We start from the raw sequence: 12,935 nt of genomic DNA, 5'->3' as shown, positions 1-12,935 counted from the left end.
AACCCTTCTCCGACAGGGAAGGTTCAAACGCCGGAGAAGGACGGCACTACATGGTGGGCTGGGTTTTTTGCGTAAGGCGAAGTGCGGAAAGCATCGCGCCAAATAAGCAAATCGCAAACGCTGCCCAGAAGACCGTATGCAAAGCCTGCATCATCAGCGCCGGGTCGCTGTCGTGGGCGGAAACTTGTCCAGTATGCCCGCTCAGCTGATTCATGCGGAATGTGAGCAACGTAACCGAAAAGGAAACGCCTAATACCATTCCGGCATTGCGGACAAGGGCGTTCAAGCCTCCCGCTGTCCCCAGCTGCGGACGGGGAACAGCGCCCATTACGCTGGAATTGTTCGGTGACTGGAATAAACCGTGGCCAAGCCCAAAAATCGCTAAGTGAAGGGCTACCATCCACATGCTTTCTTTCATCGACAATGTATTCAATAAGGCGAACCCAAGCGCATTCACCAGCAACCCCCCGGTCGTTAAATACGCCGACCCGATTTTATCGGAAAGCCAGCCAGCAAACGGAGCCACAACCGCCATCACCATTGGATACACCATCATCATATAACCGGTTTTTTGCGGGGAGAACCCGAGGATGTTTTGCAAATAAAACGGCATCATCACGTTCGAGCAAAAAAGGGCGACAAACGACAATAACGCCGTGATATTGCCGATGCGGAATGCGCGGATCCGGTAAAGAGAAAAGTCCAGCATCGGAAACCGCGTTTTTCGTTCCCAAATGTAAAACGTGAGCAAGAAGAGGATGGCCAACAGTCCGAGCGAAACCGTTCTGATTGAACCCCAGCCCCAGTCTTCTCCTTTGGAGGCGGTGTATAAAAAGGCCACCATTCCAATCATAAACAAAACCGAACCCGCATAATCGAACGGCTCCTTATCTTTGTTGAGTTTCGTGCGCGGCAAAATAAACCAACCCGCGATAAAGCCGAGAATCCCAATGGGAATGTTAATAAAAAAGATGGCCGGCCAGCCGAAATGGCCGATTAAAATCCCGCCGATCCCCGGGCCTGTCAGCGATCCGATCGAAACCATCGCTCCTGTAATACCCATCGCCCGGCCGCGGCCGCCGCTTGCGAACGTCACCGATACAATTGCTTGGTTGTTCGCCATCATACAGGAAGCGCCTATCGCTTGAACAATCCGCGCGACGATCAATCCTGCAAGCGAGTGGGCAAGCCCGCACCATAACGACCCCAAGGTAAAAATGAGAAACCCATAATTATAAATCCGCGTACGCCCCACCATATCGGAAATCTTTCCGACAATCGGCAAAAGAGCGCAAATCGTCAACAGATAGGCGTTTAACACCCACTGCACATCTCCCATGGACGTATGAGTGTCGCGCGGGCTATCGACGGCAGCGCCACATTGGCAATGCTGCCATCCAGCGTGGCCATAAACGTTCCAAGCGACACATTCGCCAAAATCCACCAGCGCCTTTTCGTAAAGGCATCCTGCCCCTCCGCACGGCTTCCCTGTCTTTTTTCTTCCATACTCCATAACCCTTTCTATGTATGAATGATCAGCGTTCTTTTCAAAAAGATCGTCCTTAATTGAACTAAAAATATCATGAAAGGAAATCGAATATCAACTGATCGGCTCGGAACATTCTGAAAAGACAAAAAAGGGCTGTCCCGTAAGTGTCTGGTTCTCACCATCACTAGATTATGCAAACTTGCGTAGGGGTAACAGACACTGGACAGTCCTTTCTTGAAGATTACATGTTAAACATTAAACACTGACATCAATCTTATGTCCGGACGTCGGATGGGGAGCGGGAACCGCCGACTGTTGGATCATATTGATCATCGCTTGGCTTTGAACCTGCGCCGCATCCATCGCTTTCTTTGTCAAGGCAATCCCGACGCTTTGCTGCAGCTGGATCTGATGCAATCCAACCGATAATGCGGAAATATCCATAGAATACCCTCCTTTCAACAACTTCAACCCATTTTAGCACAAAAGCGAAAAAATTTTTTAAAAACTATTAAACTATCTCTCCCAGCGCCGATATAAAACACGAGTGAGGAAATAGGGCGGCCGACCTATCATCCTCACGTTCACACGGATGTGAACCAAAACCAATTTCAAGGAGGAAAAACACATGATTATCAATCACAATATCGCAGCGTTGAACACGTTGAACAGATTAAACTACGCAACTAATGCCCAATCGAAATCGATGGAAAAATTGTCTTCCGGACTTCGCATCAACCGCGCCGGAGACGATGCTGCAGGACTTGCCATTTCCGAAAAAATGCGCGCCCAAATCCGCGGCTTGGACCAAGCTTCCCGCAACGCTCAAGACGGTATTTCTTTAATTCAAACCGCTGAAGGTGCATTAAATGAAACGCATTCCATTCTTCAACGTATGCGGGAATTAGCTGTTCAATCAGCCAACGATACCAATGATAGCAATACTGATCGTAAAGCCATTCAAGATGAAATGAATCAATTGGCTCGTGAAATCACCCGTATTTCCGAAACCACTCAATTTAACGGAAAAACATTATTGAACGGTACGTTTAGTGGTACTGGACTTGTATTCCATATCGGTGCTAATCAAGACCAAGAAATTACACTAACAATTTCGAAAATGGATGCATCTTCTCTTCTAGTGGGGAGTGGAGACAGTAAAACAGGTACGGGCATCAACGTAAGTACACAGTCTGGTGCTAACGCGGCAATTACTGTTATCGATAACGCGATAAAAACAGTAGCTACAGAACGTGCAAAATTTGGTGCAATGCAAAACCGCTTAGAACATACTATTAATAACTTAAGTACATCTTCCGAAAACTTATCAGCTGCTGAATCCCGTATCCGTGACGTAGATATGGCGAAAGAAATGATGGAACAAACGAAGAGCTCTATTCTTGCTCAAGCTGCCCAAGCAATGTTGGCTCAAGCAAACCAACAACCGCAAGGAGTTCTGCAACTTCTTCGTTAATAGGTATGAAAAAAGTGGTCTTCTCTTTGGGAAGATCACTTTTATTTTTTTCTCCTCTTATTATTTCCATATAGTTCTTTCGACAAAATTTGAAGATCACGTCGAAAATACTCAAACTTTCCCTTTTATGTCCGATAATATAAATAGAAAAGTTCTTTTTATGATGGTAAGTCGGAGGACAAAATATGATTTTAAAAATTAACGAGAAATCATGGAATTTGAATCAACCAAGTGTTAATGATGTTATAGAAAAAATTAATGAAGAAACGAACGACCATTACTTTTTTAGCCATTTCATTGCTGACGGAAAAGAAATTTATGAAGATCATGAGTTGTTTTTAGAAGATCATCTTACAGAAATCAGTGAATTGGAGATTGTTCTGAAAACAGTGAAACAGTTTATTAATGACATACTCCTTTCTGCCAGTGAATATATCCAAAGAGCCAAACCAGAACTTCCTCATTTAGTTGATGAATTTTATCATCATTCCGATCAAACGACTTGGGATCGATTTATGGACTTTCTTGAGGGTTTAGAATGGTTGAATCAAATGATTGCCACGATTGATAGAACAAAGCAGCGGCCGGAAAATTGGGATCAATATTTAAACATAGCTGCAGCGCTAAAAGAGCATTTAAAAAGTTTGCAAGAAGCGTTGGAAAACCAAGATGAAGTGCTTATTGCGGATACGATTCAATACGAACTGCTTCCGCTGTTAGAAGAATTGGGGAAAGAAATTGATTCAACAATCGATCAAGAGGGATACCGCTATGATATTAGTTGATAATCGCATGTATTTAAATTTACATCATCGAGAATTGTTTCAAAAATTGTTGCCGCTGGAATCTCAAGAGAGCGATCAAGTTATAGTGGAGCCAACCAAAAAAGGCTCTTTAACAATGAAAATAAAATGGAATGACAAAATTCGTTATCTTCACAGCAAATACGATCCGGAACATGAAGCAGCAAGGCTGATTGAAAAATGGACAAATGTTGAGCAATATGAACAAGTTCTTTTTGTAGGAATTGGGCTAGGGTACCATATAAAACAATTCGCCAATCAATATCCAGCTATGAAATTTTCTATTTATGAACCAAATCCAGAAGTGTTGGTTCAATTTTTTACGCACATCAACATAAAGGTTTGGCCTTTAAAAAATGTACAGTCTATTTTTACTGGAACTGACAAGCAACAATTAACAATCGAGATTCAAAAATTGTTGAATAACGGGAAAAATATACTCGTGATTCCTCTAACGGCTTATGAAACAATTTACGTGAATGAATTAACGTTTATTATGAAGGCATTGAAAGAACAATTGTTACATGAAAGAACTAATGTAGCAACGAATGCAGCGTTTCAAAAGCGATGGACGATCAACTCAATTAAAAATTTTCCATACGTGATGAAAACACCCAATATTTTACATGATGTCAATCCATCGATTTTTAAAGACAAACCAGCTATTATTGTGTCAGCAGGTCCTTCTCTTTCGGAGGAATTTGAAAACTTAAGATATATTAAAGAACATGGTTTGGCCTATATTTTTTCAGTTGGCTCAGCAATCAACGCCTTAATAAATCAAGATATTTATCCGGATGCTGCATGTACATATGATCCGCAAGCTCACAATTATCGTGTCATCCAAATAATTAAAGACAAAGGAATTACAGATATTCCACTAGTATTCGGGAGTACAGTAGGATATGAAACGTTGGAAAACTATCCAGGCCCAATGCTGCATATGATCATTAATCAAGATACTGTTTCTTCCTACTTATTAGGTCGCAGCGAGAAAAAGAATCTAGAAATCTTACAGGATGCCCCTTCTATTGCAGTTGTCACTTTTGAACTATTATGCCGGTTAGGAGCAGGTCCCATTATTTTGGTTGGACAAAATTTGGCTTATTTACATAATCGCCACTATGCCGAAGGAATCAGTTATGGAAATGGTTCGGATTTTATTTCAGACGAGAGACTTAATAACTTACCAACTGTTAAAAATGTTTACGGTGAAGAAGTCCCCACAAATGAGGGATTTAAAGATATGCTTCGACATTTTGAATTTTATATAAAAAAGTATCCTCATATAAGGGTAATTAATACAACGAAAGCAGGAGCGAACATTGCTGGAACCGATTTTATAAATTTGGATCAAGTGATAGAACAGTATTTAAAAGAAAAAATAGTTGAAAACGATTGGTATAAATCTACCAATCAATACCAAAAAAAGGATCTATCTTCTCATATTATAGAAGTGGAACGAGACTTTTTAAGTTTGGAAAATCTTTTTTCAAAGCTTTATGGAGTGTTGAGCAATCTAGAGCGATTAGCAAAATTGAATTCAAATAATAACCTGGAGAATGAGTTAAAAAAATTTGATAAAGCGTTTAGTAAATTAAGAAATAATCTTTTTTATCAAGTTTTTATACATCCAATGATGAGGGTTCAAAATAAACGGCTTGAAGGAACGTTCCAATCGATTCGTTTTCACAAAAATTTAGTTCAAAAAGCAGAAATTATCGTTAATGAAACAAGAAAGTTTTTAATGGATTGTCATGCGCATATTCAATTTGTTGAACCTTACTTTAAAGAGCTAAAAGAATTTATTGAAAGTGAATGTTAGATATCTCACTTGGTCAAGTTTTAGATTTCCTTTTGTACGATGGCAATAAATTTGGTTTTTTTTAAGGATTTGAAGTTAAAATACTTAGTTTATGGATATTGGTGAATTTGAACACTTTATGTAATGGTAGATATATACTTGGATTAAACAAAAACAACACAGAGAGGTTTAGAATAATGACATTTAGCTTAAGTGGAAAATCTGTTTTAGTTACAGGTGGAACAGGATCATTTGGCAAAAAGTTTGTAGAAAAAGTATTAAAGTATGATGTGAAGAAAGTTATTGTCTTTAGCCGGGATGAATTAAAACAATATGAAATGGCACAGGAATATAAAGACCCAAGAATTCGCTTTTTCATTGGTGACGTACGAGACAAAGAGCGTCTGTATCGCGCGTTTGATGGTGTTGACTATGTTATTCATGCAGCGGCAATGAAACAGGTACCGGCTTGTGAATACAACCCATTTGAAGCGGTAAAGACAAATATTTATGGTGCTCAAAATATTATTGAAGCTGCTATTGACCGTGGGGTAAAACGAGTTGTTGCGCTAAGTACCGATAAGGCTGCTGCACCAATTAATTTATATGGTGCGACAAAATTAGCATCCGATAAACTATTTGTGGCGGCTAACTCTTATGTGGGAGGAAAAGATACTCGATTTTCCGTCGTGCGCTATGGAAATGTGGTTGGGAGCCGTGGAAGCGTTGTTCCATTTTTTAAAAAAATGGCCGATAAAGGGAAGAAGTTGCCAATCACAGATGAACGGATGACTCGCTTTTGGATTACGCTTGACCAAGGTGTTCAGTTTGTCATTGATTCCCTTTTTAGAATGAAGGGCGGTGAAATTTTTGTTCCGAAAATCCCCAGCATGAAAGTGGTGGATCTTGCAAGAGCTATTGCTCCAGCAGCAGAATTTGAAATCATTGGCATCCGTCCTGGAGAAAAGCTTCATGAAACGATGATTACCGAAGATGATGCGAGACATACAGTTGAGTTTGATGATTATTATGTCATTACCCCTGAGTTTCCGTGGTGTCCACAAGAATATTTGAAACGCGGAAGAAGCTTGCCGGAAGGATTTAAATACACAAGTGATACGAATGCAGAATGGTTGTCATTAGAGGAATTACGAACATTAGTTGATGAAATGTAATTATCTGTTTTTTAATTAATATATTAGTTTAGACTTTTATTAAGTAAGTATGAAAGGAATGAGGAATATTTGAACATATTGTATGGGTTGATATCTATTTGTGGTTTAAATACCACATTTGCAAAAGCTATTGATGAGATTGGACATTATGCTAAATCAATTTCATTTCTAAAACATCGATTTGAGAAAGCAGATATTGATTTCGATATTAATATGTTTACAAAGCCTGAAAAGATTAAAATTCGTCAAAAATTATTTGAAGAGCATAAAGACAAATACGATATTTTTCATTTCTTTTTTGCGCATACATTTTTATATGATCAGGAGGATTTACCCTATTTATCATCAAAGGGGAAAAAATTATTCATGCATCATAATGGAACAGATGTAAGATTACCAAGTGTTTTGGAAAAATTTAATCCGTACGCTGAATTGATGTACAAAGATTTTTTTGTAGATGAAGATCAGGTAATAAAGTATGTGAAAAATTGTGCAAAGTGTATTCCAACAGCAATCGTACAAGATTTGGAATTAGCCGAATATGTAATACCATTCTATGATAATGTTGAAATATTACCTTTGCCAATAGATTTAAGTTTAGGTAAATATTGTATTGAGAATTATGATTACAAACCAATTACTAAATCATTGAATAGGAAGTTGAAAATTATACATGCTCCGACGAACAGAAAATTTAAAGGCACAGATTACATTATTGATGTAATGAAGAAATTATTGTCAAAAAGAAATGATATTGAGTTTACTGTAATAGATAATCCCAATCATAATGATTTTCTTAAAGAGTTAGCACAAGGAGATATTATCATTGATCATATTTTATATGGAACTTACGGTATGTTATCAATTGAAGCAATGGCTTTAAAAAAGCCGGTTATTACTTAATATTAATGATTTTGTTAAACAAGGGTATCCAAACGATTTACCTATCATATCTGCAACGGTGGATAATCTTGAAGAAGTTATTGACAAATTAATAGATGACAAAGAAAAGATTGTTTATCTAGGTGAACAGGGTAGAAAATATGTAGAGAAGTATCATGATTTAAAGAATGTTATTCTACCAAAATTAATTGATATATATAAAAAATATTAAAAGTATAAAAATATTATGGAAGAAAGGAATAAGTCTATGATAGAAAGATACAAGATACAAGAAAGAATATTAAATTTGTTTGAACAGTTAGACGATGAAGATAAAGTGATGATTTGGGGAGCTGGAGAACATACTGTCGCTTTGTTCAACTTTCTTAACGAGAAAAATATTTCTTTTCATTATATTCAAGGAATTATTTCTAGTTATCAAGAACATCAACAAATTATGGGGGTAAAAGTTTATTCTATCCAAGAAGCTCTTAATTTGGTTGATTATATTAAGTATATTATTGTTTCTTCATATTCCTTTCAAGAAGAAATTTTGCATGAGTTAGAAAAGTTAGGTTTACGTTCGAAGGCATTTGTTTTATATAATATGGAGGATTTTGACCCATTGTTTTATTGGAAGGTAAGGCAACATTATTACTATAACTATGAAGATATTCCGGCAGATCCAGTTATTCATAATGTAAAAATGGATAATATTGCATTTAAAATGAAGCTTAATTTAAGGGAGTTTATTCAAAATACAATTTATAATTATGGATATTATGAGAAGAACGAAACTCAATTTTTATTAAAAAAAATTCAAGCTGGTCAAACTGTTTTTGATTTAGGAGCGAATGTTGGTTATTATACTTTAATGCTTGCTCAAAAAGTTGGAAGTAGCGGGACAATTCATTCTTTTGAACCGGATAGTAAAAATTTCAGACAATTGATTGAAAATATACATTTAAATCAATTATTGAATGTGGTGGCCAATCAAGTAGCAGCTTCAAATAGTAATAGTTATGTGACTTTATATTCTAACTCTGATGAGCATGGTGGAATGAAATCGTTTATGCAACAGTTTGAACATGTTTATGCTCAAGAAAAAGTGGAAACAATTCGTTTAGATGATTATATTAAACAAAACAAAATCGATAAAGTAGATTTTATTAAATCAGATATCGAGGGGGCAGAAATGCTTGCTTTTCAAGGAGCGGAAAATCTCCTTTCTTCTTCCGATGCGCCGGATATTATGTTAGAAATTAATCCTATAGGCTTATCAAAATTAGGATTTTCTGATATAGAACTTCAAAAGTTATTAATTGACTATGGATATAAAATATACTTGATAGAGGATAGTGGTACATTAAAACATATTCAATCCAAAATAAAGGTTGAGAAATCTATTAACGTTTTTGCGACAAAAAAAGAAATTTAATTTAAAGGGAGAATGCAGTGATTATATTGAAATATATGACATTCAATTATGGAAAATAAAAGAATAGTTTAAAGGATGTTAATAATGAAAAAGTTTAGAGTTGCTGTTCTATCAGACAATCCAAGCACAAAAGATCCTAGAATATGGAGAATTACTAAGACATTAGCAGAATTAGGATATGAAGTAACACTTTTTTGTCAAAAAGAAAAAGGTGACCGAGAATATGATTACGAGGAAAACGTTCATATTAGAAGAGTATTAGACTATAAGTTAGGTACCTCGGTTTTAATTGATAAATATTTAATTGCGCATTTTCAATTAAGAGAAGCTTTGTTGAAAGAAGAGCATTTTGATATTTTTCATTGCCATGATCCGGAAACGTGGCCAATGGGCTATTTAATGGCAAGAGAGCAAAAGGCAAAATGGATTGCAGATTCTCATGAGTATTTTCCAGACTATATTGAAAAGAAATATTATGGAAATGATGTGAATAAATATAAGACTGCTGTTCAATTAACTAAAAACCGTGGAAATTATATACTTTATGCAGACGGGGTTGTAGCTGTTAGTGAAGAAACTTTAAATGTTCTTTCAGATGAGTATTCCCTTACTTGTCCCAAAACTGTAATTTATAATACTCGTCATTCGGATGATGTAATAAACGACTATAAACAAAAAATACGTCAAGAACTTGGCTTAAATAAACAATTTAAATATTTGGTGTTTGCTGGTAATGTTATGCCTGATCGAGGTATAGATACTATTATTGAAATGGTAAAGCTTATGCCGAATCATTATAAGCTTGTTATTATTGGAGATGGTTTATCAGTCGATTATGTGGAAGGAGAAAGTAAAATTTTCGATAAGATTATATATTTGGGTAGATTAGAATATAAGGATTTAATTAAATATGTATATGCTTGTGACGGTTACTTGTATTTTCCACATCACTATGGGGAAAATATGTTGGGAAACTATAAATATACCATTCCAAACAAATTATTCGATGCCATCTTTTCTGACATACCTTTTTTTACATATGATGGTTTTGCCTTTTCTGAATGTGTGAAAAAGTTTGGCATAGGAATTGTTTATCCGGTTGAATTAGACTTAATTTCTATCGCTAATGATATTGTTGATAAGTTAGAAAATCATACTTTTGCGAAAGAATCTTTTAGTGAGGCTAAATCATACTATTCGTGGGAAAATCAAAAATATAAGTTAGACAACTTATATAAACAAATACTTTTAGACAAATTTGAGAAGGAAGAGCACAATGAAAAATTTGCGAGTACTTAATAAACTGTTTGAAGTGAAATTTTATTAAACATGAATCATTAATTTAAAATTATTACTGGTGATAAATAATGGCTACTATTTGTGCAGTTGTTCCAACCTTTAACTCAGAATTATATATTGAACAAACGATTAATAGTCTTTTAAATCAGACAAGACCACTTGATAAAATAATTATTGTTGATGATTGTAGTCAAGATAGTACAGTACAGGTAGTTAATAAAATGATAAAGAAAAACAAAAAATTAAAACTTATTCAATTCGAGGGAAATTTTGGTGCTGCGCATGCGCGGAATGTTGGAGTTGAGCAATCAAACTGCGAATGGATTTTGTTTATGGATTCTGATGATATTGCCCATCCAACGTTAGTGGAAGAACTCGAAACATATTTGGATGATTTAAATAAAAAAATCAATGAAAAAGAATATTTTCTTGTTCATCCGAACTATCGTCATATCGATGAGAATGGAGTAGTTGTTGATGAGTTACAATTTGGTCGTCAATATAAAAAAGAAGAAGCACTTGGTTTTTTGTTATTGAGAAATACAATTGCTACCAGCAGTGGCGTGTTAGTTAGTCGAGAATTGTTTCAACGAGTCGGTGGTTTTAATACAAATTACCGCTATTCGGAAGATTGGGATTTATGGCTGCGTATAAGTGAACATAGTGGAATAGCTCATCTCAATAAGTATTTAGTAGACGTTAGGAGACATTCTAATAATTTATCAGCTAGCCTGTCAAAGATGCATGAACATGAAATGAAAGTTTTATCTTCTTATTCTTTAGAAAAAATAAGAGAAGCTATATTTAGACGGTCTTTATCTTATTCCCAAAATATATGTGATTATGTCTCTCTTCTTTTCCGCTTAGAAAAATGGCAAGAGGGATATAGAATTTTAATAAAATTAGAAGATGATAAAGATAATGAGATGGTTTTATTTTTAAAAGGAATTTATTTTTTAAAAACGAAAGACCTTCTAGAGGCTGAACACTCTTTTATAAATGTCATTAATATTAGTCCGAACGATGGGGCTTCATTGAATAACTTAGGAGCTATAAACTTAATTAAAGGAAGAGTAGAAGAGGGTAAAAGGTTCTTATTAGAAGCTGTTGAGTTATATCCTAATTATATTGATGCGAATTACAACTTACAGATAAAAGCTCCTTATACTTGGGAATCCGTGAGGTTTACATGGAGAAAGCTGCGTTCTAAATTAATTTCCTATAGCCAACAATAAAGATTTAAACGATAAATATTAACCAAAGCTGTTCGGCTAGTTGTATAATCAAATGCAACAAGCATAAAAAATGAAAAACCATAGATAAACCACGTATGATTAAGTCGACTAAAACAATATCGATACGGAGGATTTATCTATGGCAATTACTAATTCTACCATAGGAGCTCGGCATTTCAAACACTTAACGGCTTATGACCGTGGGAAAATTGCGGCCTTACACGCTGCTGGTAAGACTCAACAGGAGATTGCAGATTATGTTGGTTGTCACAAAAGCACCATCTCCCGTGAGTTAAGAAGAGGTACAGTGCCACAAAGAAAAAGCAACGGGAAAATTGTTCATGTCTATTTTCCAGACACAGGTCAACTTCTCTATGAGAGAAACAGGAAAGCCTGTGGCCGCAAGCTAAAACTAGACGATGCCATCGAGTTTATTAAGTATGCCGAAACTCAGATCCTTGATAAGAAATGGTCTCCTGATGCGGTATGTGGGAGAGCCAAACGTGATGGGAAATTCAAAGACAAAATGGTTTGCACCAAGACCCTTTATAACTATATTGATCTAGGACTTATAGGCGTTAAAAACATTGACCTACCTATGAAAATTACCCTGAACACCAAGAAAAAACGTAACCGGAAGAATAAGAAGATCTTAGGACGCAGTATCGATGAGCGACCAATTGAAGTCAATGAACGCCAAGAGTTTGGTCACTGGGAAATTGATACGGTTATAGGCAAGAAGACTAAAGATCAGGCCTTATTGACTCTTACTGAGCGCAAAACCCGTAAAGAAATAATTTTGAGAGTGACAGCCAAGGATAGTCTATCCGTTTCAGAAGTCATATCTCAGTTGAAAGTGTCTTATGGTAATCGGTTCTCTAAAGTGTTTAAAACCATTACGGCTGATAACGGTTCTGAATTTGCTGACCTCGGCCTTAGTGTTGAAAAAGATCTAACAGAGGTTTATTTTACACACCCTTACACATCCTGTGAACGAGGAACCAACGAGCGTCATAATGGCCTTATTAGGCGCTTCATACCAAAGGGGAGACCCATTTCCTCTGTGGCAGACGAAACCATTACCTATGTTGAAAATTGGTGTAACCATCTTCCAAGGAAGATCCTCAATTATCGTACACCTGAGGAGTGTTTCCAAATAGAGTTAGCTGGCTTAGCTTCTTAACCTTAAGCCAGCTAACCCAAAGGGTTGGTTTTTAGCAACTTGACAAAGAGCCTCTGCGGGCATGGCTACCAGCCATGAAGCCAGGTATACGGTACTGGCTGGGCCAACCAGGCTACCATGCCCGCCACTCCACGTCAAGTCGCGCAGAGTGTC

At 36.4% G+C, this 12,935-nt stretch carries 11 protein-coding genes; 9 read left to right on the top strand and 2 right to left on the bottom strand.

Features of this window, described 5'->3' with window-relative positions; translation table 11 throughout:
* Nucleotides 1-46: 46 nt before the first annotated feature.
* Nucleotides 47-1,321, bottom strand: coding sequence for an MFS transporter (locus BSM4216_RS13535; protein ID WP_244878011.1), 1,275 nt, complete (start codon nt 1,319-1,321; stop codon nt 47-49).
* A gap of 423 nt (nt 1,322-1,744) precedes the next feature.
* Nucleotides 1,745-1,933 (bottom strand): YjfB family protein, encoded by a 189-nt coding sequence (locus BSM4216_RS13530; RefSeq protein ID WP_048624043.1) that lies wholly within the window; start codon nt 1,931-1,933, stop codon nt 1,745-1,747.
* Between the two features lie 184 nt (nt 1,934-2,117).
* On the opposite strand from BSM4216_RS13530, the gene hag reads away from it, so the two are divergent.
* The 9 genes from hag to BSM4216_RS13485 all read left to right on the top strand — a co-directional run bounded on the left by hag (nt 2,118) and on the right by BSM4216_RS13485 (nt 12,782).
* The gene (gene hag, locus BSM4216_RS13525; protein WP_048624042.1) at nt 2,118-2,963 is read left to right on the top strand and encodes a flagellin Hag; all 846 of its coding nucleotides are present in this window, start codon (nt 2,118-2,120) and stop codon (nt 2,961-2,963) included.
* 185 nt (nt 2,964-3,148) lie between these two features.
* Nucleotides 3,149-3,748, top strand: coding sequence for a DUF8042 domain-containing protein (locus BSM4216_RS13520; protein ID WP_048624041.1), 600 nt, complete (start codon nt 3,149-3,151; stop codon nt 3,746-3,748).
* Nucleotides 3,735-5,591, top strand: a complete 1,857-nt coding sequence (locus BSM4216_RS13515) for a motility associated factor glycosyltransferase family protein (protein ID WP_048624040.1) — start codon at nt 3,735-3,737, stop codon at nt 5,589-5,591. The genes BSM4216_RS13520 and BSM4216_RS13515 overlap by 14 nt, the downstream gene beginning before the upstream one ends.
* Before the next feature lie 176 nt (nt 5,592-5,767).
* Nucleotides 5,768-6,745: a UDP-N-acetylglucosamine 4,6-dehydratase (inverting) gene (gene pseB / locus BSM4216_RS13510; protein ID WP_048624039.1), complete on the top strand. Its 978-nt coding sequence runs from the start codon at nt 5,768-5,770 to the stop codon at nt 6,743-6,745.
* 69 nt (nt 6,746-6,814) lie between these two features.
* A complete protein-coding gene (locus BSM4216_RS13505; RefSeq protein ID WP_048624038.1) occupies nt 6,815-7,648 on the top strand; it encodes a glycosyltransferase family protein in 834 nt (277 codons plus the stop codon).
* A gap of 247 nt (nt 7,649-7,895) precedes the next feature.
* The gene (locus tag BSM4216_RS13500) at nt 7,896-9,065 is read left to right on the top strand and encodes an FkbM family methyltransferase (protein WP_048624037.1); all 1,170 of its coding nucleotides are present in this window, start codon (nt 7,896-7,898) and stop codon (nt 9,063-9,065) included.
* Between the two features lie 84 nt (nt 9,066-9,149).
* Nucleotides 9,150-10,364: a glycosyltransferase gene (locus BSM4216_RS13495; protein WP_048624036.1), complete on the top strand. Its 1,215-nt coding sequence runs from the start codon at nt 9,150-9,152 to the stop codon at nt 10,362-10,364.
* Nucleotides 10,365-10,432: 68 nt separating this feature from the next.
* Nucleotides 10,433-11,599, top strand: coding sequence for a glycosyltransferase (locus BSM4216_RS13490; RefSeq protein WP_082142341.1), 1,167 nt, complete (start codon nt 10,433-10,435; stop codon nt 11,597-11,599).
* A 139-nt stretch (nt 11,600-11,738) separates the two neighbouring features.
* Entirely contained in the window at nt 11,739-12,782 is a 1,044-nt protein-coding gene (locus tag BSM4216_RS13485; RefSeq protein ID WP_048622401.1) for an IS30 family transposase, read from the top strand.
* The last annotated feature ends 153 nt before the right edge of the window (nt 12,783-12,935 follow it).

This window comes from Bacillus smithii (genome assembly GCF_001050115.1).
Classification (GTDB): domain Bacteria; phylum Bacillota; class Bacilli; order Bacillales; family DSM-4216; genus Bacillus_O; species Bacillus_O smithii.
This window is presented reverse-complemented; position numbering and strand designations above follow the sequence as displayed.